The sequence below is a fragment of the Hoeflea sp. AS16 genome, assembly GCF_038900095.1.
Classification (GTDB): domain Bacteria; phylum Pseudomonadota; class Alphaproteobacteria; order Rhizobiales; family Rhizobiaceae; genus Hoeflea.
On record NZ_JBBMQQ010000003.1, the window covers coordinates 371030 to 395257 of the forward strand.

21 protein-coding genes are annotated in these 24228 nt (G+C 62.0%); 4 read left to right on the plus strand and 17 right to left on the minus strand.

Translation table 11 applies throughout. The annotated features are described in order from the left end of the window. The first annotated feature begins 234 nt into the window (after window positions 1-234). The 3 genes from WNY80_RS10175 to WNY80_RS10185 are packed head-to-tail and all read left to right on the plus strand — an operon-like array spanning window position 235 to window position 4734. Window positions 235-3075 carry a molybdopterin oxidoreductase family protein gene (locus WNY80_RS10175; RefSeq protein WP_342887254.1) on the plus strand — a complete coding sequence of 947 codons (2841 nt, stop codon included), beginning with the start codon at window positions 235-237 and terminating at the stop codon, window positions 3073-3075. Next, the gene (locus WNY80_RS10180; RefSeq protein WP_342887255.1) at window positions 3072-3818 is read left to right on the plus strand and encodes a 4Fe-4S dicluster domain-containing protein; all 747 of its coding nucleotides are present in this window, start codon (window positions 3072-3074) and stop codon (window positions 3816-3818) included. The genes WNY80_RS10175 and WNY80_RS10180 overlap by 4 nt, the downstream gene beginning before the upstream one ends. Window positions 3819-3822: 4 nt before the next feature. After that, the gene (locus WNY80_RS10185; protein WP_342887256.1) at window positions 3823-4734 is read left to right on the plus strand and encodes a DmsC/YnfH family molybdoenzyme membrane anchor subunit; all 912 of its coding nucleotides are present in this window, start codon (window positions 3823-3825) and stop codon (window positions 4732-4734) included. 39 nt (window positions 4735-4773) lie between these two features. Here the strand turns inward: WNY80_RS10185 and WNY80_RS10190 are convergent, their stop codons facing one another. From WNY80_RS10190 to WNY80_RS10205, 4 genes are all read right to left on the minus strand, one after another. Continuing rightward, on the minus strand, window positions 4774-5796 hold the full coding sequence (locus WNY80_RS10190) for a TAXI family TRAP transporter solute-binding subunit (protein ID WP_342887257.1): 1023 nt from the start codon (window positions 5794-5796) through the stop codon (window positions 4774-4776). 142 nt (window positions 5797-5938) lie between these two features. After that, on the minus strand, window positions 5939-6997 hold the full coding sequence (locus WNY80_RS10195) for a succinylglutamate desuccinylase/aspartoacylase family protein (protein ID WP_342887258.1): 1059 nt from the start codon (window positions 6995-6997) through the stop codon (window positions 5939-5941). A gap of 50 nt (window positions 6998-7047) precedes the next feature. Further along, window positions 7048-8655, minus strand: coding sequence for an NAD(P)/FAD-dependent oxidoreductase (locus tag WNY80_RS10200; protein ID WP_342887259.1), 1608 nt, complete (start codon window positions 8653-8655; stop codon window positions 7048-7050). 101 nt (window positions 8656-8756) lie between these two features. Further along, window positions 8757-9107, minus strand: coding sequence for a PilZ domain-containing protein (locus WNY80_RS10205; RefSeq protein ID WP_342887260.1), 351 nt, complete (start codon window positions 9105-9107; stop codon window positions 8757-8759). Between the two features lie 218 nt (window positions 9108-9325). Between WNY80_RS10205 and xseA the strand changes: the two genes are divergently transcribed. Continuing rightward, window positions 9326-10912, plus strand: coding sequence for an exodeoxyribonuclease VII large subunit (gene xseA, locus WNY80_RS10210; RefSeq protein WP_342887261.1), 1587 nt, complete (start codon window positions 9326-9328; stop codon window positions 10910-10912). A 56-nt stretch (window positions 10913-10968) separates the two neighbouring features. Here xseA and ybaK read toward each other — a convergent pair whose 3' ends face one another. The 13 genes from ybaK to WNY80_RS10275 form a co-directional block, all read right to left on the minus strand. Continuing rightward, window positions 10969-11442, minus strand: a complete 474-nt coding sequence (gene ybaK, locus WNY80_RS10215; protein ID WP_342887262.1) for a Cys-tRNA(Pro) deacylase — start codon at window positions 11440-11442, stop codon at window positions 10969-10971. Window positions 11443-11453: 11 nt separating this feature from the next. Further along, a complete protein-coding gene (locus WNY80_RS10220; RefSeq protein ID WP_342887263.1) occupies window positions 11454-11801 on the minus strand; it encodes an ArsC family reductase in 348 nt (115 codons plus the stop codon). Between the two features lie 10 nt (window positions 11802-11811). Continuing rightward, window positions 11812-13776, minus strand: coding sequence for an acyltransferase family protein (locus WNY80_RS10225; protein ID WP_342887264.1), 1965 nt, complete (start codon window positions 13774-13776; stop codon window positions 11812-11814). Between the two features lie 18 nt (window positions 13777-13794). Next, entirely contained in the window at window positions 13795-15357 is a 1563-nt protein-coding gene (guaA, locus tag WNY80_RS10230; RefSeq protein ID WP_342887484.1) for a glutamine-hydrolyzing GMP synthase, read from the minus strand. A gap of 18 nt (window positions 15358-15375) precedes the next feature. Then, a complete protein-coding gene (locus WNY80_RS10235) occupies window positions 15376-16008 on the minus strand; it encodes a 5'-methylthioadenosine/S-adenosylhomocysteine nucleosidase (RefSeq protein WP_342887265.1) in 633 nt (210 codons plus the stop codon). Then, a complete protein-coding gene (locus WNY80_RS10240) occupies window positions 16005-16454 on the minus strand; it encodes a PaaI family thioesterase (RefSeq protein ID WP_342887266.1) in 450 nt (149 codons plus the stop codon). The genes WNY80_RS10235 and WNY80_RS10240 overlap by 4 nt, the downstream gene beginning before the upstream one ends. 76 nt (window positions 16455-16530) lie before the next feature. Further along, window positions 16531-16995, minus strand: a complete 465-nt coding sequence (locus tag WNY80_RS10245) for a TspO/MBR family protein (RefSeq protein ID WP_342887267.1) — start codon at window positions 16993-16995, stop codon at window positions 16531-16533. 44 nt (window positions 16996-17039) lie between these two features. Next, window positions 17040-18335: an RsmB/NOP family class I SAM-dependent RNA methyltransferase gene (locus tag WNY80_RS10250; RefSeq protein WP_342887268.1), complete on the minus strand. Its 1296-nt coding sequence runs from the start codon at window positions 18333-18335 to the stop codon at window positions 17040-17042. Window positions 18336-18525: 190 nt separating this feature from the next. Continuing rightward, entirely contained in the window at window positions 18526-19272 is a 747-nt protein-coding gene (locus WNY80_RS10255) for an SDR family oxidoreductase (protein WP_342887485.1), read from the minus strand. A gap of 22 nt (window positions 19273-19294) precedes the next feature. Then, window positions 19295-20761 (minus strand): aldehyde dehydrogenase family protein, encoded by a 1467-nt coding sequence (locus WNY80_RS10260; RefSeq protein ID WP_342887269.1) that lies wholly within the window; start codon window positions 20759-20761, stop codon window positions 19295-19297. Window positions 20762-20781: 20 nt separating this feature from the next. Continuing rightward, a complete protein-coding gene (locus tag WNY80_RS10265; protein WP_342887270.1) occupies window positions 20782-22392 on the minus strand; it encodes a dipeptide ABC transporter ATP-binding protein in 1611 nt (536 codons plus the stop codon). Beyond that, complete coding sequence (locus WNY80_RS10270) at window positions 22392-23249, minus strand: ABC transporter permease (RefSeq protein WP_342887271.1); 858 nt, start codon at window positions 23247-23249, stop codon at window positions 22392-22394. The genes WNY80_RS10265 and WNY80_RS10270 overlap by 1 nt, the downstream gene beginning before the upstream one ends. Then, on the minus strand, window positions 23246-24196 hold the full coding sequence (locus WNY80_RS10275) for an ABC transporter permease (protein ID WP_342887272.1): 951 nt from the start codon (window positions 24194-24196) through the stop codon (window positions 23246-23248). The genes WNY80_RS10270 and WNY80_RS10275 overlap by 4 nt, the downstream gene beginning before the upstream one ends. Window positions 24197-24228 lie beyond the last annotated feature (32 nt).

Below are 24228 nucleotides of genomic sequence, written 5' to 3' on the forward strand. Positions count from 1 at the left end.
GGCGTCCGGACGATCCGTCCACCACGCGGGCAGCCACACCCTTACGCATTGTTCCGCTTCATCTGGACTTAGAAGTAGTCGATCTGGCTTTATCTGCCCGGCTTGACATTTAGTCGGCTGCGCGGTCCGTTTAGCCTGCGATCGCGGAGGCGGACGCTGTCGGTTTGCCTTGCGGGGCGAAGACGAAAACGTGGTGCGACCGGATGATCGGGCAGCACGTCTTGGGGAGGGTGAATGAACCAGACCAGCAGGGCTCCGGGCGCGGCTGACGGCAAGACAGAGATTCGCAAGACAACCTGTTACATGTGCGCCTGCCGCTGCGGCATCAATGTCCACATGGCGGAAGGCAAGGTCCACTACATCGAAGGCAACCGGGATCACCCGATCAACAAGGGCGTATTGTGCGCCAAGGGATCGGCGGGGATCATGCAGCATTATTCGCCGGCACGTCTGAAGAAGCCGCTGCTCAGGACCGGCGAACGCGGCTCGGGACAATTCAAGGAAATCGAGTGGGACGAGGCCCTGGCGCTGGCAACTGACTGGCTGGCCGAGGTTCGACGCACCGATCCGCGCAAGCTGGCGTTTTTCACCGGCCGCGACCAGAGCCAGTCGATGACCGGCTGGTGGGCGCAGCAATATGGCACTCCGAATTATGCCGCCCACGGCGGATTCTGCTCGGTCAACATGGCTGCCGCCGGCATCTACACGATGGGCGGGGCATTCTGGGAGTTCGGCGCGCCGGACTGGGAGAAGACCGAACTGTTCATGATTTTCGGCGTCGCCGAGGATCATGATTCCAACCCGATCAAGATGGGGCTTGGCAGGCTCAAGGCGCGCGGCGTCAAGGTGATCGGCGTCAACCCGGTGCGCACCGGCTACAACGCCATTGCAGACGAATGGCTCGGGATCACGCCGGGCACCGACGGGTTGCTGATCCTGGCGCTTGCGCACGAGCTGATCCGCACCGGCAAGATCGATCTCGACTATCTCATCCGCTACACCAATGCGCCCTGGCTGGTGATTGACGATCCCGACGGCGCCGGACACGGGTTGTTCGCGCGCGATGACGAGGGCGTTCCGCTGGTGGCGGACCGGCAGACAGGGAAAACGGCATCCTCGGCCATGCCCGGCATCAAGCCGGCCTTGAAAGGCAGTTTCGACCTGCCGGACGGGCGCCGCGCCACCCCGGTGTTCGAGCTGCTGGCACAAAAATACCTTGATGAGAAATACGCTCCCGCCGCCGTGGCCGAACGAACCGGGATCGCGGCCGAAACCATCAGCCGCATTGCCGGCGAGATTGCCGAGGCGGCGTTCGAGCGCGAGGTGATCATCGAGCAACCCTGGACCGACATGAAGGGCGAGCGGCACGAACGGATGATCGGCCGCCCGGTGGCGTTTCACGCCATGCGCGGCATCTCGGCGCATTCCAACGGATTCCAGACCTGTCGCGCGCTGCATCTGCTGCAGATCCTGGTAGGCTCGATCGATTGCCCCGGCGGGTTCCGCTTCAAGCCGCCCTATCCGCGCCCCGTTGCCGGTCAGCCGCGGCCGCATGGCGGCGCCTGTGCCGACACCGCTCTGGCCGGGCCACATCTGGGTTATCCGCGCGGGCCGGAAGACCTGCTGCTCGAAGCCGACGGCGAGACGGCGCAGCGCATCGACAAGGCCTTTTCCTGGGACGCGCCGCTGTCGGCGCACGGCATGATGCACATGGTGATCTCCAACGCGCATGCGCGTGATCCCTACGGCATCGACGTGCTGTTCATGTACATGGCCAACATGGCGTGGAATTCATCGATGAACTCATCGTCGGTGATGGACATGCTAACCGACAAGGACGAGAACGGCGACTACGTCATCCCGAAGATCATCTATTCCGACGCCTATTCCTCGGAGATGGTGGCGTTTGCCGACCTGATCCTGCCCGACACCACCTATCTCGAACGGCATGACTGCATATCGCTGCTGGACCGGCCAATCAGCGAACCCGAAGCGCTGTGCGATTCGATCCGCTGGCCGGTGGTCGAACCCGACCGCGACGTGCGCGGGTTCCAGAGCGTGCTGCTCGATCTCGGCGCACGGCTGAAACTGCCGGGCATGGTCACCGAGGATGGTTCGCCGGTCTACAAGGATTACGCCGACTATATCGTCAATCACCAGCGCAAGCCGGGCATCGGCCCGCTGTCGGGCTGGCGTGGCGAGGATGGCGACAAGACCGGACGCGGCAAGCCCAATCCGGACCAGCTCAAACGCTACATCGAGAATGGCGGTTTCTCGCAGGTGCATGTGCCGGAAGAGGCACATTACTTCAAACACGCCAATCGGGCGTGGAGCGACTGGGCGATCGAACACGGGCTGCAGGACGGGCCGGTGGAGAACATCTTCCAGCTCTATCTCGAACCCCTGCGCAAGTTTCAGCTCGCAGCCGAAGGCAAGATCAAACCGATGCCGCCGGAGCATCACCGGGAGCGGATCAAGACCTGTTTCGACCCGTTGCCGACATGGTATCCGCCGTTTGCCGACGACGGGCTGGAAGAGGCAGCCTATCCGCTGCACGCGATCACCCAGCGGCCGGCAGCGATGTACCATTCCTGGGGCTCGCAGAACGCCTGGCTGCGGCAGATCCATGGCGAGAACGCGCTTTATGTGCCGGGCGGTGTCTGTGACAAGCAAGGTCTTGCCGACGGCGACTGGGCGCTGGTTTCCTCGCAATCCGGTGAAATCCGGGTCAAGATCCGCCGCATGGATGCCGTCAACAGCTCGACGCTGTGGACCTGGAACGCCATCGGCAAGCGGGCCGGGGCCTGGGCGCTGGACAAGGATGCGCCGGAGGCAACACGCGGGTTCCTGCTCAATCACCTGATCGACGAACTACTGCCGCCCAAAGGCGACGGCCGCCGCTGGGCCAATTCCGATCCGATCACCGGACAGGCGGCCTGGTTCGATCTCCGGGTGTCGATCCGCAAGGATGCCGACCAGACCAGCGGGCAAAGCCTGCCCGATACCGGTGCGCAGGACAGTCCCGTCGAACCGGCGCCGGCGACCGTGGCCTTCGGACGGGGGAGAAAGCGATGACCAGTCTTCCCGCCGCGACTGAAAAACGGCTCGGCCTGGTGATCGATCTCGACACCTGCGTCGGCTGTCATGCCTGTGCGGTCAACTGCAAGGAATGGAACACCAGTGCAGGCGCCTCGCCGCTTGCCGATACCGACGCCTATGGCGCCGATGTTTCGGGTGCCTGGCTTAACCGTATTCACACCTTCGAGGTATCGCCCGAGAATGCACCGGCGCAGATCGTGCATTTTCCCAAATCCTGCCTGCACTGCGACGACGCGCCCTGCGTGACCGTGTGCCCCACCGGCGCCAGCTACAAGCGGTCCGAGGACGGCATCGTGCTGGTCGACGAGGACATGTGCATCGGCTGCGGGCTGTGCGCCTGGTCCTGCCCCTATGGTGCGCGGGAAATGGACCCGGTCGAGAACGTGATGAAGAAATGCACGCTCTGCGTCGACCGGATCTACGGCGAGACGCTTGCCGAGGAAGACCGGATTCCGGCCTGTGTGCGCACCTGCCCTTCGAATGCCCGCCATTTCGGTGATTTCAATGATCCGGACTCCGACGTGTCGCGGCTGGTCGCAGAGCGCGGCGGGATAGACCTGATGCCTGAGATGGGCACCAGCCCGGTCAACAAGTATCTGCCACCTCGTCCGAAAACCCACTCGCAGAGCCAAGCTCCGTCAGCCGCTGTTCCGGCATCCGTTCCGAAGGCCGACGGCTTGCTGGGCTGGCTCGACGCCGCGCTCGACAAACTCGGATAATCCCATGCATCCTGCCGTTTCCGTGATTTTCTTTACCGTGATGTCGGGTGCCGGGCTTGGCATGATCTTTCTGCTTGGCCTCGGCTTTCCGGTCGACGCCTCTGCCATCTGGGTGTTTTTCGTCGGCGTTGTCGGCGGCGGGCTGTCCGTGGCAGGCCTGCTGGCATCCACCTTCCATCTCGGCCATCCCGAACGGGCCTGGCGGGCACTGAGCCAATGGCGCTCAAGCTGGCTGTCGCGCGAGGGAATCGCGGCAATCGTGACGCTGGTCCTGTTCGGCATCTATGTGCTGGTCTGGATGGCAACCGGTTGGCGGCACCAGATCCTGGGGCTGGCGGCAGCACTCGGGGCCGCGCTGACGGTGTTCACCACGTCGATGATCTACGCCCAGCTCAAGACGGTGCCGCAATGGCACAGCCGGCTCACGCCGCTGGTCTATTGCGGGTTTGCGCTCGGGTCGGGCTGGCTGCTGGCATCGGCCCTGGGCACGCATGAGGCACCCGAAACCTGGGGGATCTTGCTGATCGGCCTTGCCTGGGCGGCCAAATGGCTCTGGTGGTCACGCGCCAGCCGGGCGCGGCTTGCCGATAGCGGCTCGACCCCGGAAACCGCCACCGGGCTTGGCTTCATCGGCAAGGTGCGGCTGCTTGAGCGCCCGCATACCGGCGAGAACTACCTGACAAAGGAAATGGTTCACCGGATCGGGCGCAAGCACGCCCGGCGCCTGCGCATGCTGGCGCTGCTGTTCGGCTTGGTCCTGCCGGTCCTGATTCTTGCGATCGTCGGGCTGAGCGATGCACCGGGCCTGTTCAATATTCTCGCCGCCGTCTCGATGATCATCGGGCTGCTGGCGGAGCGCTGGCTGTTCTTCGCCGAAGCCGAACACGCGGTTTCGCTCTATTACGGGCATCGCTGACCCGCGGCCTCAGCCGGTCATCGTGCAACCGCTCGAGACTTACCTGATCATGCCTGCTTCGCGGTAATAGCGCTCGGCACCGGGGTGCAGCGGAATACTGATCCCGTCAAGCGCGGTCTGGAGGGTCACGGATGCACCCTTGGCGTGTCCGACATCGAGCAGATGGCGGGTGCTGCCGTTCCACAGCGCCCGGGTGATGCCGTAGATCAAATCATCGCTCTCGGCGAGGCTTGTCAGCCATTGCGCACCAACGGCAACGGTTTGGGCACCTGCCATGTCCGGATAAGCATCATCGGGAATTTCATCGCGGATGAAAAACGAATGCTCGACAAGCATCCGGTCCACTTCCGGCCCTGAAATGGGAACAAGGACCACATCTGTACTGGCGGCAAGCTCGGCGAGCACCCGGGCGGGATAGCCGCCGGAAAAGAACAAGGCGTCCAGATTTCCCTTGCGGAGGGCTTCGGCAGCGGAATCCGGCTCGAGATTTTCGGCCGTGATATCGGCTTCCGCCAGACCAAAAGCCTCAAGGATGAGAATGGCGTCGGGATAGGTGCCGGAATCGGTCTTGTCGAGCGAGACCCGCTTGCCCTTCAGGTCCCGGACCGAGGCAATGCCCGACGACCGGGAAGCGACCAGATGCATGTGCTCTGGATAAAGGGCTGCAATGACACGCAGATCGCGCATCGGCTCCCGGCCTTCGAACGTACCGGTGCCGGAATAGGCCCAGTAGGCGACGTCGGCCTGGGAAAATCCTGAATTCAGGCCTCCGGACGCGATGGCGCTGACATTGGCGACCGAACCGTGCGATGACTGGGCCACGGCGACGAGCCCTGGCACGCCACATGATCCGCCTTCATCGCAGGCTCTGGAGCCCGGCGGGTTGGAGATCGAATTGGCGATCGTGCCGGCGAGCGGAAAATAGGTCCCGCCGACGCCGGCCGTGCCGATGGTGAAATAGCGGATGTCTTCGGCCTGTGCCTGCCCCACGCCGGTGACCAGCACGACTGCCATTGCCGCTGCCCTGACGGCGCCTGCCAGCGCCGATAGCCGAATTCCCATCTGTTCCCCCAACCTTGCCTGCTGTTCGCAACCGGTCTGGTGCCGGTCTTGTTCAATCGACGCACACGTTCGCGGTTTCGGGCGGCAAAGTCAAAGGACCCTGTCGCTGCGGATCAGGAGATCCGGCCGGTCCGGCACAGCTTCAGTCTTCCAGTGCCCCTTCGCGGGATGCCACTGCCGCCTTGTCACCGATGATCTTGAGGAGATTGTCGCCCATGCGGATGAAGCGGCGGATGCGGCGGGTCAGCACGAAACCGGCCTGCGGCGCCAGCACCGCCACGGTTCCATCGCTGCGGCCCGGATTGACGATGATCTCGGCAAGCATCTGTCCTGCTTCAACGCGCTCACCGGGAGCGACGTGGAACAGGATGGTGCCACCAACCGGCGCAAGCACCATGTCGACATGCCGGATCGGCTTGCCGACAAACCCGTCTGCAAGCCGGGGCGCGGCTGCCGCATCTGCCGCGACAACGCCTCGCGCCTGCAGGAAGCGGTAGATCCCTTCGGCATCCTTCCGGCCGAGCGCCGCATCGACATCATTCTGTCCGCGCAGTTCCACCGTGGTGACGCAATGGCCGGAGAGATCGCCGCCGGCAGCGCTGGCCTTCATCTGTTCAAACACCGCCTCTTCGAAGGCCCGGTCGGCGCCCACATCCCACAGCAACGCTGCTTCGGCGTCGAGACAGGCCGCGAGGTCGGCCATCTCCGGCCAGAGCTGCTCGGGGGCATAAATATATTGTACGCTCTCATCGTCGCAGTGCAGATCAAGCACGATCGGACAGCCATCGGCGAGGTCCAGCAGCCGGCTCTTGAGACGGCGCTCGGCGAAGGTTGCCGATGCCGCCGTGTCGAGCGCCCTGACACCGGACTCGTCGGGAACGGGGAAATCGCGGTTGAAATTCACCCGGCTTCCGGTTGAAAACCGGCCCATGTGATCACCATAGAGGTGCTGGGCGGCGCCGATCGGATTGGCGTGCGGAACCAGCGACACCGAGCCGAGCAGGCGGCCCTCGGCCTCGGCCTTCTCAAGCATCGGGATCAGGAAGTGCAGCGCCGCAACGCCGGGCCGTTCGTCAGCATGCAGGCCAGCCTGGATGTAGACGCGGGGCGCGGACTGATCCGATCCTTCAAGCCGGTGGACAATCAGCTCATAGGCAATGCCCGGGGTTTCGCCTGAAATGGTTTCGATCTCGGTTTTCATTGATTTTCACCCTGAGTGTGTCTGTTGCGGCGTACCGGCGATACCCCCGACTACACCCGGCGGGCGCGGATGTCGCCGAGAATTTCGCGGGCTGCATTGTGTCCCGGAACACCGGTAACTCCGCCACCAGGATGGGTTGATGAGCCGCACATGTAGAGGCCCTTCATCGGGGCGCGATAGGCACCGTAGCCCAGCACCGGACGGGCCGAGAACAGCTGGTTGAGGCTGAGCTTGCCATGGAAGATGTCACCGCCGACAAGCGACAGCTTGCGTTCGAGATCCAGCGGCGAGAGCACCTGGCGGCCAATCACGCTTTTGGCAAATCCCGGCGCGTGGCGATCCACCGTGCCGATCATCAGGTCGGCGACGGCTTCCTTGTGGTCATCCCAGGACGATCCCCCGGGAAACCCGTCAGGCAGTTGCGGCGCGACGTGCTGGCAGAACAGGCTGGCGACATGCTTGCCCTCGGGGGCAAGGGTGGGATCAAGCGTCGAGGGGATCAGCATCTCGACAATCGGCTTGCTCGACCAGCCGTGGGCACGGGATTCGAGATAGGCGCGATCCATGTAATCGAGCGACGGCGCGATGATGATGCCGGAACTCAGATGATCCCCGGGTTCGGGCCGGGCGGTGAAGGTGGGCAGCGCATCAAGCGCCACATTCATCCGGAAAGTGCCCGAGCCGCTCTGCCAGTAGCCGATGCGGCGGCGGAAATCCTCGGGCAAAGGGGCTTCTTCAAGCAGGTCTGCGACAAGCAGTTGCGGATGAATGTTGGAGACGATCAGATCTGCCTCGATGCGTTGTCCGTCTTCGGTGATGACTGCGCGGGCCTTGCCCATGCCGGTTTCGATCCGGGCGACCGGTGTGCCGGTTTTCACCACCACGCCCTTTTCCTCGCAGGCCTTGCGCATGGCGCCGGTGATGGCGCCCATGCCGCCGATGGCATGGCCCCAGACGCCCTGTTTGCCGTTCACTTCGCCGAAATAGTGATGCAGCAGCACGTAGCCGGTGCCGGGCGCCAGCGGGGTGGTCCAGTTGCCGACGATGCCGTCGAAACCGAACAGCGCCTTGACCGGATCGCTTTCGAACCAGCGGTCGAGAATCTCGGCGGCAGAACAGGTGAAGAGATCGAGCACGTCGCGGCGGGCATCAAGCGGCAATTCGGCAAATTGCCGCCCCAGCGAGGCTGCCTTGAGGAGTTCCGGCACGGCGGAAATCCAGTTGCCTTCGGTGACGTTGGGCGGGGTGCGCAACAGAAGGTCGCGCAGCACATTGGCGGCGTTTTCGAGCATCCGGTCAAAGCCGTCGAGCGCTTCGGCGTCGCGGGCCGAGAATTGCGCCACCGAGGCCCTGGTGCGGCCCGGTCCTGCCTCGAGCGCCTTGCCGTCGGGTAAGGGCAGAAAATTGCCCATCTTGCGCTCGACGATCTTCAGGCCGTGCCGGTGCAGATCGAGATCCGCAATCACCTTCGGATTGAGCAGCGACACGGTGTAGGAGGCCACCGAATTGCGAAAACCGGGATGGAACTCCTCGGTGATGGCGGCGCCGCCGACCGCCTCGTTCTTTTCAAGAATCGTGACCTTGTGCCCGGCTGCCGCCAGATACCAGGCACAAACCAGCCCGTTGTGGCCACCGCCGATGATTACCGCATGCTTCATGTCTTATGTCCTGCTTCGAATGGCGGCATCCTGCACCGGGAGCAAAGCCCGGCGCAATGGTTCGCGCTAGCAGACGCAGGTGGCGATTTGCCGCTTCCTGACTATTTCGCGGGGAATCTCTTGTCCGCGATCCTGTCGACCAGTTCGGTGGGCAGATCAGTCATGAATTTCAGATGCAGGCCATCGTCGGTTCGATCAATCACGGCACAGGGGAATTTCGCTTCCAATCCCTCAAGCACGAAATAGACGAAATCAGGTATCGGCTCTGACAGAAGGCGGCAAACGTGACAGCCGTTCTCGGAGATATTGTCCATCCGACAGGACTGCTTGGAGTAACCGCGTACCCCGTGAAGCATGTAATAAACGGTGGCCACCTTGTTGGTTTGCCGGCGTGGTTTTTCGCGCCTGTCCTCGTCCGGGAGACGTGACAAATAATTTTTCGGTGCTCTCAAAACAATCTCCCTCCCTGTACTAATCTTCACATGTTTACATTTTTTGGGTTAAGTTCCGGTATACGTTAAATAAATCCCCGCTGCAGGGCGATTTCGGGAACTTCATTGCCCGGAATGGCCAATCTGCTTTTCATGTGAATCATGGTGATTTCGCTTTCGCCGGCTTCCGTGCGCGACGGGAGACTTGACGCAAGCCGCGTCATGGTGCGCATTCGGGCATGCCTTCACTTATGGATGATTCGCCCACAAACGCCGCCGAGTTCACAGTCAGTGAACTGTCCGGCTCCATTCGACGCACGGTCGAGGACGCCTTCGGCAATGTGCGCGTGCGCGGCGAAATATCGGGCTACCGCGGGCCGCATTCCTCCGGCCACGCCTATTTTTCGCTCAAGGATGACAAGGCCCGGATCGAGGCGGTGATCTGGAAGGGCGTGTTCTCGCGGCTCAAGCACCGGCCCGAAGAAGGGCTTGAAGTGATCGCCACCGGCAAGATCACCACCTATGCCGGCTCGTCGAAATACCAGATCGTCATCGAGGCAATCGAACCGGCGGGCGCAGGCGCGCTGATGGCGCTGATTGAGGAACGGCGGCGCAAGCTGGCGGCCGAAGGCCTGTTTGACGAAGGGCGCAAGCAGTTGCTGCCCTACATGCCGATGGTGATCGGCGTGGTGACGTCGCCGACGGGTGCGGTGATTCGCGATATCCTGCACCGGATCGAAGACCGGTTTCCCGTCCATGTCATCGTCTGGCCGGTCCGGGTCCAGGGCGATACGTCGGGCGACGAAGTGGCCCGGGCGATTGCCGGTTTCAACACGTTCGATGAGAACAGCCCGATCAAGCGGCCCGACCTGATCATCGTGGCGCGCGGCGGCGGCAGCCTGGAAGACCTCTGGGGCTTCAATGACGAGGCGGTGGTGCGCGCGGCGGCAGGGTCCAACATTCCGCTGATCTCTGCGGTCGGGCACGAGACCGACTGGACGCTGATCGATCACGCCAGCGACCGGCGCGCGCCGACGCCGACAGGGGCCGCGGAAATGGCAGTGCCGGTGAAGGCCGATCTCGATGCGCACCTGGCGACACTGGCCGCGCGGCTCAAATCGGCACAGTCACGCACGCTCGACCGGCGGCGCGAGGCGGTCCGGGCCCTGGCGCGGGCTTTGCCAACGCTCGACAGCGTGCTGGCGCTGCCACGGCAGCGGCTCGACCGCTCGGCTCAGTCGCTCGGCCGGGCGCTTGAACTCAACACCGCCAACCGGCGGCGACGGTTCGAGCAGCAGGCCGCACGGGTGACGCCGGTGGCGCTGGTCTCTGCGATCCGCGAGAAACACCAGCAGGTTCGCGACAAGATCGCACGCATGGACCGGGTGCAGGAGCGCCGGCTCGACGCGCTCAAATCGCGGCTGGAACGCCATGCCCAGGTTCTTGCGTCGGTTCCGCGCAGGCTTGCCGATACCCAGGGACGGGGACGGGAACGGCTGTCGGATCTTGCCCGCAGGAGCGACAGCGCGCTAACTGTGATGCTCGACCAGCGCAAACGCGGGCTCGGGGCCCAAGCGCGGATGCTGCAGTCCTTGTCCTATCAAAGCGTACTGGGGCGCGGCTTCGCGGTGATCCGCGATTCCAACCGCAAGGTCCTGGCGCGTGCGGCACAAGTGGACGCAGGCACGATGATCGCGGTCGAGTTTGCCGATGGCGAGGTTTCGGCACTTGCCAGCAGTGCCGATCAACCGATTTCCCGGCCGAAGAAGCCGGCGCGCGCCAAGGCGGACAAGCCGAAGGAACCGGGTCAGGGCAGCCTGTTCTAGCAACAGCCGGGAAACCGCCTGGCTGGCAAAATATATTTCAATGCCAATGTGCCGGTTCAGGCCACGACCGAAGCCGCCACCGCTTGCATCGCGCGCTGGGCATCGGCCGGGTCGAGCCGAACCTGGTATCCGCGCTGACCGGCATTGATGAAAACATGCGGCTCGGACAAGGCAGCCTGCTCGATGGCGGCCGGCACCTGCTTTTTCTGGGCGAAAGGGCTGATGCCGCCGACATGGTAGCCGGTGAGACGCTCGGCATCGGCAGGCTTCATCATCATTGCCGACTTGCCGCCCAGTGCCGCCGCCAGCTTTTTCATGCTGACCTCGCGGTCGGATGGCAGCACGACGCAGACCGGCTTGCCATCAAGCTCCGCCATCAGGGTCTTGAGCACCCGCGACGGCTGCTCCCCCAGGGCCTCGGCTGCCTGCAGACCGATGCTTTCCGCGTCCGGGTCGTAATCATAGCTGTGAACGGTGAAGGCGATGCCGAGTTTGGCGAGAGCTATCGTGGCGCGGGTGGTCTTCGCCATCTCGATTCCCCTTAGGCGAAGAACTGCTCGTAAAGCTCCGGCTTGAAGCCGACGATGAGCCGATCATCCGCTTCCAGCACCGGACGCTTGATCATCGACGGTTGCGCCAGCATCAGGGCGATGGCCTTTTCCTGGTCGAGATCCTGCTTGTCGGCCTCATCAAGCTTGCGGAAAGTCATGCCGGCTCGGTTGAGAACGGTTTCCCAACCGGCCTTCTCGCACCAGCGCTCCAGGCGCGCGCGGTCAATACCCCTGGTCTTGTAATCGTTAAAATCCGCCTCGATCGAATGCTCCGTGAGCCAAGCCCGCGCCTTCTTCATCGTGTCGCAATTCTTGATGCCGTAGATCGTTACGGTCATGTTCAGCCCCTCACTCATAATTCAGGTTATCGGCAATCTTTTGGACAATGAGTTGTGCGCCATAATAATTGACGTGGTTGAAGTCAGAATACAGAATTTTGTTGTCCGCACTGAATTGGCGGCATTTGTTGATGTCGCAAAACAAATCTGTCATGGGGACGAAACTCACGTTTTGCGCGGTGTGGCGACTGAAAACCGTCAGAACATCATCATTTCGCTGTTCGTATTCCGAAACCGATATCGGTGGCAAATTCGATGTTGCAGCCTTTGCATCAGCGAACCTGTCAAAAAGCAATTGATGGCCAACCCAGTCGTAGGAATCCTGACTGAATTCGGGAACCGGAAGCAGAATCAAAACGTGTTTGTTCGACCTTGAAAGCGCATCAAAGGTGAGCGCGAAGGATCGACGGAAAATCTCAACATTATCGGAAGCACGTACTGCAGCCCCCTGATCGTCACGCCACAAACCTGGCTCATCGTCAAGCCGGTATCCTGAGGTATAATTGGCCCATTCCGCAGCAATGATGATGGTTTTTATCGTTTGAGAAGAGATTGCATGATTGATCGCCAGCTCCATTACTTCATTGCAGCCGTCTCCGGCTTCAAATCCATTCAGCAATGGAGCGCAGTACCCTCCACTAGCGGCTATCGCTGACTTCTTGCTATCGATGAGATACCCGTTTGCAGCTTCAAACAAAGCTCCTGCATGGGAGTCTCCAATGATTGCAACCTCCGCTTCACCTTCACCAATCACGCAAAAATCTGCCTGCCTCAACTGCGCAGCAGTCCGTCTCCCTGCATTGTGGCAATGGGTAGACCCTACAGACGCAATGTCCTGGAACTCGCTCCAACCAGCAAACTTATCCAGTCTTTGACCAAATCCATCTTGCTGAATACCAACAAGGCCAATGGAGACGAATGCGATGAACCCGGTCAATGTCCCGATCCGGATGTGTCTTCGTGTTGTAATTGCGTCGGCACGAAATGGCTTCTCAACATATCTCCAGCTAAGAAAAGCAAGCAAAATCGACAGTGCACTCAGGGTCAACATAATCAGATCGGTTGTTTCACCCAGCAGTCTGATTCGTGCAAACGCGAACAATGGCTGATGCCACAGGTAGGCAGAATAGCTTATCAAGCCTACTCCTACGAACGCCCTCGTGCTCAGCAGCTTTGCAGGCAGCGTATCCTTTTGTGCGTACAGGATCAGCAGCACAACACCCAGAACCGGAACCAAGGCATAGACACTGGGAAACGGTGTGCGTTCGTCGTAGGCAAAGATGGAAAAAACGATCGCAGCCAATCCCGTTATCGCAAAAACGTTGTTATGCTGCACGCCTCTGCGCTGAACGACAAATGCAGAAATTGAACCCGCAAACAACTCCCAGGCACGTGTATGGGCGAGATAAAAATTGGCACTGGATTTGCTACGCCATCCCCATTCACTCAGCATCAAGCTGACTGCTGCCATGGCAACAATCGTCCAGAACACTCTGTTCTTGCCAAATCGCCAGGCAAATATCAGGAAAACAGGAAACAGCAGGTAGTACTGCTCCTCCACCGCCAGGCTCCACGTATGCAGCAGCGGTTTTTCATCAGAGTCGGCAGCAAAATATCCGGTTTGCTTCCAAAAAAGAATGTTGGAAGCAAACAGACTGACAGCGACAAGACTTTTTGAGAAGTCCTTCATCTCGCTGGGAATCATCCACATCCAGGCGAACGGAATGCAGACAAGCATTACGAAGAACAAGGCCGGCAGGATTCTTCGCGCACGTCTTTCATAGAATTTGACGATGCTGAATCGCTTGTTTTCTATGTCTTCAACAAGGATTGTTGTTATCAGGTAGCCACTGATAACAAAGAATATATCTACGCCGACAAATCCCCCGCCAAACAGTTCGAATCCAGCGTGGAAAAGGATTACCGGTACAACAGCAAGCGCACGCAAACCGTCGATTTCGGCACGATACTTCACTGGCTCACACCTGAAAAACTATTCCCACTCGATGGTTCCGGGGGGTTTTGAGGTGACGTCGTAGACGACGCGGTTGATGCCCTTGACCTCGTTGATGATCCGGGTCGCAGTCTTGCCGAGGAAATCCATGTCGTAGGGATAGAAATCCGCGGTCATGCCATCGACCGAGGTAACGGCACGGAGCGCGCAGACGAATTCATAGGTACGGCCATCGCCCATGACACCGACGGTCTGAACCGGCAACAGCACGGCGAATGCCTGCCAGATGGTGTCGTAGAGGCCTGCCTTGCGGATCTCGTCGAGATAGATCGCATCGGCCTGGCGCAGGATGTCGAGCTTTTCGCGGGTGATGCCGCCGGGGCAGCGGATCGCCAGCCCCGGTCCGGGGAACGGATGCCGGCCGATGAAGCTGTCGGGCAGGCCCAGTTCGCGGCCAAGCGCGCGGACTTCGTCCTTGAACAGTTCGCGCAACGGCTCGACCAGTTGCATGTTCATGCGCTCGGGCAGGCCGCCGACATTGTGGTGCGACTTGATCGTCACCGAAGGGCCACCGGAGAAGGAGACGCTTTCGATCACGTCGGGATAGAGCGTGCCCTGGGCGAGGAAATCGGCACCGCCAATCTTCTTTGCTTCTTCCTCGAACACCTCGATGAACAGCCGGCCGATGGTCTTGCGCTTGGTTTCCGGATCCGCTTCGCCCTCGAGCTGCGAAATGAAACGGTCGGAGGCATCGACCAGCTTGAGGTTGAGATTGTAGTGTTCGCGGAACATCTCCACCACGTCGGCGGCCTCGTTCATGCGCATCAGGCCGTGATCGACGAGGATACAACTCAACTGGTCGCCAATCGCCTCATGAATCAGCAGGGCTGCAACGGAGGAATCGACGCCGCCGGAGAGCGCGCAGATGACCTTGCCGGAGCCGACCTGGTCGCGGATCTTCTGCACCATTTCGGCGCGGTAGGCTGCCATCGACCAATCGGCTTTCAGGCCGACGATCTTGTGCACGAAATTGGACAGGAGTTTCGCGCCATCGGGCGTGTGCACCACTTCCGGGTGGAACATCGTGGTGTAGTAGCGCCGCTTCTCGTCCACCGAGATGGCAAACGGTGCATTCGGCGATGTGCCGATAACCTCGAAGCCTTCCGGCAACCTGGTGACACGGTCGCCGTGGCTCATCCAGACCGGGTATTTCTTGCCGACTTCCCAAAAACCCTCGAACAGCGGCGAGGATTTGAGGATCTCGACATCGGCACGGCCGAATTCGCGGTGGTGACCGCCTTCGACGCTGCCGCCGATCTGGGTGCACAATGTCTGCTGGCCATAGCAGATGGCGAGGATCGGCACGCCCGAGTCAAACACAGCCTGCGGCGCGCGGGGCGAGCCTTCGCGGGTGACCGAATCCGGACCGCCGGAGAAAATCACGCCTTTCGGCTGCATCCGGGCAAAGCCTTCATCGGCCAGCTGGAACGGGACGATCTCGCAATACACGCCGGCTTCGCGGACACGGCGGGCAATGAGCTGGGTGACCTGACTGCCGAAATCGATGATCAGGATGGAATCGGGATGAGTGGTGTGAAGGATATCGTTCATGGCGAGCGATTAAGCCAAAGCCGCGCCGGATGCAATCGCCTGCTCCACGCGATCCACCGCCTGGGCCAGTTTTTCATCGATCACATGCAGATATTCGGTCCAGTCGTCGATGTGGTTGAGCTCGGCCTTGCCATCGGAAATGCCGCGAAGGCCAATCACGGGCACGTCAAAGCGGTGGGCTGCGCGCAGAACGGCAAAGGTTTCCATGTCAACCATGTCGGCATCGATGAGATCATAGGCGGCTCCCGAGACGATGTTGGCGCCGGTGGATAGCCTTGCCGTGGGAACACCATCGGCGATCACCGGCAGAGGTAGCACGGCAGGCAGGTCGAGAAACGGGGTCCGGCCCTTCTCGAAACCGAGCGGGCTTGCGTCCATGTCACGGTAACTGACCGAGGAAACCTGATAGACGCCGGTCTGTTCCAGGGTGCGCGACCCGGCAGAGCCGAGACAGACGATACAATCGGGCTGGCTGGAACCGGAAATGGCCAGGCCGGCAGCAATCGCGGCTGCGGCCTCAACCGGGCCAACACCGGTGAACAGCGGCTCGAACCGCGCCTTGAGGTGCGGTCCGTATTCAGCTTCCGCCGCCATCACATATAGGATCCGGCGATCGCCGACTTGCTTGATTGTCCCGCTCATCCGGCAATCCCCTCGCGTCCGCGCACCACCATCATGGTGCCGGTCATGGATGCAATCAGCTTGGCGGGTCCATCGGAAATGGCATAAGCCCGGCCGTCACTGACGATAATGGTGCTTCCCGGCTTGGTCACCTCGCCGCGAAACAGGAAGCGGTCGCCGCGGCCGGGCGACAGCAGGTTGATCTTGAATTCGATGGTCAGCACCGCCGCATCTTCCGGCATCACCGAAAGCGCGGCATAGCCGCAGGCGGAATCAAGCGCGGTCGACAGGATACCGGCATGCAGGAAGCCATGCTGCTGGGTCAGGTCCTGGCGAAACGGCATCTCGATTTCGACGACGCCATATTCCACGCTGGTCAGGTCAGCGCCAATGGTGCGCATGACGTTCTGCCGGGCAAAGCTGGCAGTGACGCGTTCGCGGAAATTCTCGTCTGGCCTCTCATTCATGCGGCAATTCCTTTCGCAGATGCGAAGGTGCCAAGCAGGGGGTCAAACAGCAAGCGAATTTTCGGAAAACGACGGTTCAGAGCGGGTTTAACCACCAGATTGCGCCATTGAGCAGGCCGGCAAAGCTGACCCAGGCCGCATAGGGCAGAAACAGCAGGGCAGAGGGACGATCGCGGTTCCAGGCCAGTGCGATGAAAGCCAGGATCGCAAGCAGCATGGCGAGCAGAACCGCCAAAGCCAGATCCGGCCGGTGCAGCGTGAAGAAAACCGGGGACCAGATGAAGTTCAGCGCCATCTGCAGGAACCAGATTTTCGGCAGCCAGTTGCCGCGTTCGCGGATAAAGACCCGCGCACCGGCGATGCCGATCAGCACGTAGAGCACCGTCCAGACCGGCCCGAAGATCCAGTTCGGCGGATTGAAAGCCGGCTTCTGCAGGTCCTGGTACCAAGGCCCCGGAAGCGACGAATATCCGACCAGGCTGCCACCGGCGACGGTCAGGACGACAAACAGGATAAGCGTCAGTGCGTGCTTCTTGGTCATGATCTAAGCCTTGTGATCGCGTTACCCGTTCCGGTGCAGGCGCCCTACACCAGCTTGCGGCGGAACCCGGCGAAATAGAACCCGTCGGTGCCGGTGCGCCGTGGCGACAGCAGCAAGCCCAGGTTCTGATCCGCATAGGGAACCGGTGCATCCGGATCCGCCACCACGCTGCCCCAACGCTGCTTGAGGCTAATGGTTTCAAATTCCGGATGGCGCTGCAAAAACGCCTTCACCCGGTCGGTGTTTTCTTCCGGCAGAAGCGAACAGGTGACATAGGCCAGCTCGCCGCCGGGCCGCACGTAAAGCGATGCGCTATCAAGCACCTGATCCTGGTCGGCGGTGCGGTCGGCGATGTTCTTTTCCGATATGCGCCATTTGGCATCGGGGCGGCGGCGCCAGGTGCCGGTTCCGGTGCAAGGCGCATCGATCAATACCCGGTCCATGCGGCCTTCGAGACCGGCCAGCTTGGCGGCGCGCTCCTTGATGTAGATGATCTCGGCACCTGCGCGGCGGATCCGCTCGACCATCGGCGCGAGCCTGCGGCGGTCGGCATCAAAGGCATTGATGCTGCCCTGATTTTTCATCATCGCGGCGAATGCCAGCGACTTGCCGCCGCCTCCGGCGCAATAATCCAGCACCTTCTCACCGGCAGTCGCACCGGCCAGGCCTGCGGCCAGTTGCGAGCCCTCGTCCTGGATCTCGAACCAGCCCCGGGCGAAGCTGACTTCGCTGGTGGCGGCGATCTGGCGCTGAGGTCCTTCGCCGGCTTCGATCCGGACGCCGTTTGGCGCCAGCCGGGTGGGACGGGCGCCCTGCTCGGCAAAGGCTTCCAGCACCTGGTCGCGATCGGTTACAAGCGTGTTGGCCCTGAGATCGAGCGGCGGGCGGGCCGTCATCGCCTGGGCTTCGGCTTCCCACTCATTGCCAAAGGCACGCTCGAAAGAGGCTGCCAGCCATTCGGGAATGTCCGCGCGGACGTGGGGTGCGGCCTGCGACAGATCCCGCGCCAGACTGGCGGCCATGCTCTCCGTCGAGGGAATTTCGGGGGCGAACTTGTCTCCGTCCAGACTGGCCGTGAGGTCTTCCGGGCTGATTTTCCATTGCCGCAGCAGCGTGGCCACGGCGAGATCGGCGGGGGTATCGCCATCCATGATGAAGCCGTGCGACAGCTTCATCCTGAGCGCGTCGTGAACCAGGTTGGAGATCGCCGCGCGATCGCCGGAGCCGGCGAACCGGTGTGACAATCCCCAGTCCTTGAGTGCATCGGGCACAGGCCGGTGCCGTGCGTCGATCTCGGTCAGGACTTCTATTGCTGCTTGCAGGCGTCCGCCTAGGCGCATGATCTGATCTCCCAATGCATTGCCGCGTCCAGATGGGACATTGTAACGTCAACACACATGCATGATTGCAAAGGTCCACAGCGTCCACAAGCACACCTCACAGGCGTGCGATGCTGTCTGTTGGTCCCCTGCTAGCCGTTCAGATACCGCATAGCAAGCGATTCACCCTCCGGGACGCCTCGGGGCCGCCTCAGATGCAGCGACCGCCATCGACTTCCATGGTGACTCCGGTGACCATTGCCGCCTCGTCGGAGCAGAGGAAACAGGCGGCGTTGCCCATGTCCTCGGGGGTGGAAAACCGGCCCAGCGGAATGGTCGAGAGGAACTTGGCGCGAATTTCCGGCGTGTCCTCGCCCATGAAGGACTTGAGCAGCGGGGTTTCGCCCGCCACCGGGTTGATGGCGTTGACGCGCACGCCCGACGGCGCCAGTTCCACGGCCATCGATTTGGTCGCCGTGATCATCCAGCCCTTGGAGGAATTGTACCAGCTCAGCCGCGGCCGCGGGCTGACGCCGGCGGTGGAGGCCACATTGAGAATGGCACCGGCACCCTTTTGTTTCATGACCGGAACAAAGTGACGTGCCGTGAGGTAGACGGACTTGGTGTTGACCGCGAGAACCCTGTCGAAGTCCTCTTCGCTGACCTCTTCCATCGCTGCCGGCAGATGGGTGATGCCGGCATTGTTGACGAGAATGTCGAGACCGCCGAAACGCTCGAGCACGGTCTTTGCCATCGCGGCAACGCTGTCATTGCGGGACACGTCCACCGTCACGGCAAAGGCCTTGTCGCCAAGCTCCGAGGCGAAGTCGCCCGCCGCAGCGGCATTGATGTCGGCGATGGCGACGCGGGCGCCCTCGGCCAGGAATTTGCGGACAATGCCGGCGCCAAATCCGGATGCGCCGCCGGTTACCAGCGCGGTCTTGCCTTCAAGTCTCATCATTCTCTCCTGATTCAGAAATTCAACGGCCGTGCCAGACGGCGACGGTTTTCAGCGCCGAGAAGCCGTAAAGCGCCTCAAAGCCCTTTTCGCGGCCATGGCCGGATTTGCCAACGCCGCCAAAGGGCAGTTCGACGCCGCCACCGGCGCCGTAATTGTTGACAAAGACCTGCCCGGAGCGGATTTCGCGCGCCATCCGCATCTGCCGGCCACCGTCGGCGGTCCAGACCCCGGCCACAAGGCCGTAATCGGTGCCGTTGGCAATGGCGATGGCCTCTTCCTCGTCACGGAACGGGATGATCACCTGCACCGGGCCGAAAATCTCGTCGCGGGCCAGCGCGTGGCCGGGATCGACATCGCCGTAAAGCGTCGGGCGCACATAATGGCCACCCATAGGGGCTGATTTCGGCATCTGCCCCTCGGCCACCGGGGCGAGCCCGTCCTCGTCGGCCTCGGCCAGGAAACCCTGGACGATGTTCTTCTGCCGCGCGGAAATCAGCGGGCCGACCGACTGATCTTCGATGGCGGCACCGACAGTCAGCGCCTTGTAGCGTTCGCTCATCAGCCGGACGACTTCCTTGTGCAGCGATGCCTCGACGAGAATGCGCGAGGAGGCGGAACAGGTCTGGCCGGCGTTCTGGATGCCGGCATTGACCAGAAACGGCAGGGCGCGGTCGAGATCAGCATCGGCAAAGACGATCTGCGGCGACTTGCCACCGAGTTCCAGCGTCACCGGGACCACATTCTGTGCCGCCGCCTGCTGGATCTTGCGGCCGGTTTCGAGCGAACCGGTAAAGGAGAGATGATTGACACCCGGATGCGAACAGAGTGCGGCGCCGGCTTCCTCGCCGAGGCCCGGCACCACATTGAGCGCGCCGTCCGGCAGGCCGCATTCCATGGCGATGCGGGCAAAAGCCAGCGCTGTCAGCGAGGCCTCCTCGGCGGGTTTGAGAACCGCGGCATTGCCCATGGTCAGTGCGGCACCAACCGAGCGGCCGAGGATCTGCATCGGATAGTTCCACGGGATGATGTGACCGGTCACGCCATGCGGCTCGCGCAGGGTGTAGACCGTGTAATCATTGAGATAGGGAATGGTCTCGCCATGGATCTTGTCGGCGGCGCCGCCGTAGAATTCCAGATAGCGCGCCAGCGCACGGGCATCGGCACGGGCCTGGGTCAATGGCTTGCCGACATCATGGGCTTCGAGTTTGGCCAGCCACTCGACGTTTTCCTCCACCGCCCGGCCGATCTTGGCGAGCAGGCGGCCGCGTTCGGCTGCGGGCATCCGGCCCCACTCGCCCGAGAGTGCTGATTGCGCCGCATCGACCGCGGCTTCGATCTCGGCTTTTCCACCCCGCGCGATACGGCCGATTTCGTTGCCGGTCGAGGGGTCTTCCACCGGCAACGTCTTGCCACCGCTGGCGCCAATCCATCGGCCGCCAATCAGGCACTGGCTGGTATCAAATCCGGCGTCGAGAAGCTCGCTCACGGGTTGTCCTTTCTTCACTGTCAGTTTGCCGGCGCGGCAAGGGCCGCTTCCAGCGATGGCGTCGCCGCCACCAGTTTTTGGGTATAGGGATGTTGCGGATTGCGAAACACGCTATCTGTCTCGCCCTGCTCGACGATCTGGCCGTCCTTCATCACCAGCACCCGGTCGGTAATGGCGCGAACCACCGACAGGTCATGCGAGATGAACAGATAGGACAGATCCAGCCGGTCCGACAGGCCTGCAAGCAGGTCAAGTATCTGGGCGCGGATCGAGACATCGAGTGCAGAGACCGCCTCGTCGAGCACGATCAGCGCCGGCTCGATGATCAGCGCCCGGGCGATGGCGATGCGCTGGCGCTGGCCACCGGAAAATTCGTGGATATATTTGTCGGCATCGCTGGATGTGAGGCCGACTTCCGTCAGCGCGCGGTCAATCCGGCGGTCCAGTTCGGCGCCGCGCGGCGGATTCTTGACGAGATGGAACGGTTCCGTAACGAGCCTTCGAACCCGGTGGCGTGGATTGAAGGAACCATAGGGATCCTGGAACACCACCTGCATCCGGGCCCTGAGTTCCGGATGGGGCCCCTCGCCGGCGCTGGTAAAGACATGGCCGTTGAGCCGGATGTCGCCGCCCTGCAATCCGTCGAGCGCCAGGATCGAGCGGGCGAGGGTGGATTTTCCGCAACCGGATTCACCGACAAGCCCGACATTCTCGCCATGGGAAATCTCGAAGCTGACGTGATCGACCGCCCGGAACGGCGGAGGTTTGACGAACAGGTTGCGGCGCGGCTGCTGATAGTCACGCACGACATTCTCGACCGCCAGCACCGGCGTCTTGCCGGGTTCGGGCTTGCGGCCGCGCTCGGGCACATGGGCGGAAGCGGTAAACAGCGCCCTTGTATAGGGGTGGCGCATGGCCTGAAAGATCTCGCGGGTCGGCCCAGCCTCAACAACTTCGCCATCCTTCATGATGGCGATCTTGTCGGCTAGCCCGGCAACCACCGCCAGGTCATGGGTGATCAGCATCAGCCCCATGTCCTCTTCCCGCACCAGCTGCTTGAGCAGGTCAAGGATCTGGGCCTGGGTTGTCACATCCAGCGCCGTGGTCGGCTCGTCGGCGATCAGCACTTTGGGCCTGAGCGCGATAGCCTGGGCGATCACCACCCGCTGGCGCTGGCCGCCGGAGAGATCATGCGGGAAACGGTCGAGCGGGAAGCGGTCTTCGGAAAGCCCGACCCTGTTGAGCATTTCACGGGCGATCGCGAAGGCTTCGCGGCGGCTGGCGCCGGTGTGGATGCGCACGGTTTCCGCCACCTGGTCACCGATGGTGCGGACCGGGTTGAGCGCGGTCATCGGCTCCTGGAAGATCATGCCGACATCGCGGCCGCGCATCTGGCAAAGCGCCGGCTCGTCCATGGTGGAGAGATCGGCTCCCGCTACCCTGATCGATCCGCTCCAGCTGCTGCCATGCGGCAACAGCTGCATCACCGACAGCGCGGTCATGGACTTGCCGGAGCCGGATTCGCCAACGACCCCGAGGATGCGGCCGGGCTCGAGTGTCAGGTCGATGTCGTGCAGCACGGTCTTGCCGTGGATATCGACCTTGAGATCGGAAATGGAAAGCACCGGCATCAGCGCCCCCGTCTCAGCTTGGGGTCAAACAGATCGCGCAGGCCGTCGCCCATCAGGTTGAGACCAAGCACGGTGATGATGATTGCAAAGCCGGGAAACAAGGCCATGTGCGGCGCCAGCGAGATCAGCGTCTGGGCATCGGCCAGCATGCGGCCCCAGCTCGGCAGTGGCGGCTGCGCGCCAAGGCCGACATAGGCAAGGGCTGCTTCGGCGAGGATGGCGAGCGAGAACTGGATGGTGCCCTGGACGATCAGCAGATTGGCGATGTTGGGCAGGATGTGCTCGGCCGAGATGCGCGCCTTGTTCTTGCCTGCGACCCGGGCGGCAAGGACGAAGTCACGGGTCCACAGCGACAGCGCACCGCCGCGGGCCAGCCGCGCAAACACCGGCACGTTGAAAATGCCGATGGCGATGATGGCATTGATAGCGCCCGGACCAAAGACGGCGGTGATCATGATGGCCAGCAGCAGCGACGGAAAGGCAAACACCAGGTCATTGCCGCGCATGATGATTTCATCGACCAGGCTGCCCCTGCGCGCCGCTGTGTAGAGGCCCAGCGGCACACCGAGAACCATGCCGATGCCAACCGCGACAAAGGCCACGGCAATCGACACCCTTGCGCCGACCATGATCATCGAGAACATGTCGCGGCCGAAATGATCGGTGCCGAACCAGTGTTCGAAGGACGGGCCCTTGAGCTTTCCGGCGATGTCGAGCTTGGTCGGATCGAATGGCGTCCAGATGAACGAGAGCAGTGCGAGCGCGATGAACAGCGCAGAGAGCACGAAGCCCAGGACAAAGGCCGGATGACCCAGCGCCATGCGCAGCAAGGAACGATCTGAAGGACTTGTGCTCATGACCGGCGCCTGCGCAATCTCGGGTCTGCTAGCGCATAGGCGAGATCGACCAGAAAAGTGACGACGATGACGGCGAAGACCAGGAGAATCACCACCGAGCGGACGACAATCAGGTCACGCTGGGTGATCGCCTGGAACGCCAGCCGGCCGAGCCCGGGAAGATAGAAGACGTTTTCAATGATGATGCCGCCAGCCAGCAGGAAGGAAAACTGCAGGCCGATAATGGTCAGCACCGGGATCAGCGCATTGCGCAGTGCATGGCGTCTGAGCGCCTGGCCACGGCTGAGACCCTTGGCCCGGGCGGTGCGCATGAAATCCTCGTCGAGCGTGTCGATCAGCGAGGAACGCATGACCCGTGCGAGGATCGACGCCTGCGGCAATGCCAGGGCAATCGCCGGCAGTGTCAGCGCCTTCATCGCAACCCAGAAGCCGGCGTCCCATCCGGGGAAACCGCCGGCGGAAAACCAGCGCAGATTGACGGCGAAGACCAGCACCAGGATCATCGCAAACCAGAAATTCGGGATCGCCACACCAAGCTGGGTGGCGCCCATGACCGACAGGTCGGCGGCGGAATTGCGCCGGGCGGCGGCCAGGATTCCTGCCGGGAAAGCAATCAATGTCGAAATCGCCAGCGCGTAGAGCGTCAACGGCAGCGAGATCACCACCCGCTCGGCGATCAGTTCGGAAACCGGGACGCGGTAGGTATAGGAAATGCCGAAATCGCCCTGCAGCAGGCCCGCGACCCATCCGAGATAGCGCAGCGGCAGCGGCTCATCGAGGCCAAGCTGGGTGCGCAATGCCGCGACAGCCTGGGGATCGGCATTGAGCCCCATCATGAACGACGCCGGATCGCCCGGAACCACTTCCATGACCAGGAAGATGACCAGACTGGCAGCAATCAGGCTGAGCGACAGGGACAGGAGGCGCCGCAGGAAATAGGCGGTCATCGGGCATTATCCAAGGGGCTTGGTAGCGTGAT

Excerpts from the sequence above, each read along its gene's own strand:
- WNY80_RS10175 (WP_342887254.1), top strand. The coding sequence starts at position 235 with ATGAACCAGACCAGCAGGGCTCCGGGCGCGGCTGACGGCAAGACAGAG.
- WNY80_RS10180 (WP_342887255.1), top strand. The coding sequence starts at position 3,072 with ATGACCAGTCTTCCCGCCGCGACTGAAAAACGGCTCGGCCTGGTGATC.
- WNY80_RS10185 (WP_342887256.1), top strand. The coding sequence starts at position 3,823 with ATGCATCCTGCCGTTTCCGTGATTTTCTTTACCGTGATGTCGGGTGCC.
- WNY80_RS10190 (WP_342887257.1), bottom strand. The coding sequence starts at position 5,796 with ATGGGAATTCGGCTATCGGCGCTGGCAGGCGCCGTCAGGGCAGCGGCA.
- WNY80_RS10195 (WP_342887258.1), bottom strand. The coding sequence starts at position 6,997 with ATGAAAACCGAGATCGAAACCATTTCAGGCGAAACCCCGGGCATTGCC.
- WNY80_RS10200 (WP_342887259.1), bottom strand. The coding sequence starts at position 8,655 with ATGAAGCATGCGGTAATCATCGGCGGTGGCCACAACGGGCTGGTTTGT.
- xseA (WP_342887261.1), top strand. The coding sequence starts at position 9,326 with ATGCCTTCACTTATGGATGATTCGCCCACAAACGCCGCCGAGTTCACA.
- ybaK (WP_342887262.1), bottom strand. The coding sequence starts at position 11,442 with ATGGCGAAGACCACCCGCGCCACGATAGCTCTCGCCAAACTCGGCATC.
- WNY80_RS10220 (WP_342887263.1), bottom strand. The coding sequence starts at position 11,801 with ATGACCGTAACGATCTACGGCATCAAGAATTGCGACACGATGAAGAAG.
- WNY80_RS10235 (WP_342887265.1), bottom strand. The coding sequence starts at position 16,008 with ATGAGCGGGACAATCAAGCAAGTCGGCGATCGCCGGATCCTATATGTG.
- WNY80_RS10240 (WP_342887266.1), bottom strand. The coding sequence starts at position 16,454 with ATGAATGAGAGGCCAGACGAGAATTTCCGCGAACGCGTCACTGCCAGC.
- WNY80_RS10245 (WP_342887267.1), bottom strand. The coding sequence starts at position 16,995 with ATGACCAAGAAGCACGCACTGACGCTTATCCTGTTTGTCGTCCTGACC.
- WNY80_RS10250 (WP_342887268.1), bottom strand. The coding sequence starts at position 18,335 with ATGCGCCTAGGCGGACGCCTGCAAGCAGCAATAGAAGTCCTGACCGAG.
- WNY80_RS10255 (WP_342887485.1), bottom strand. The coding sequence starts at position 19,272 with ATGAGACTTGAAGGCAAGACCGCGCTGGTAACCGGCGGCGCATCCGGA.
- WNY80_RS10265 (WP_342887270.1), bottom strand. The coding sequence starts at position 22,392 with ATGCCGGTGCTTTCCATTTCCGATCTCAAGGTCGATATCCACGGCAAG.
- WNY80_RS10270 (WP_342887271.1), bottom strand. The coding sequence starts at position 23,249 with ATGAGCACAAGTCCTTCAGATCGTTCCTTGCTGCGCATGGCGCTGGGT.
- WNY80_RS10275 (WP_342887272.1), bottom strand. The coding sequence starts at position 24,196 with ATGACCGCCTATTTCCTGCGGCGCCTCCTGTCCCTGTCGCTCAGCCTG.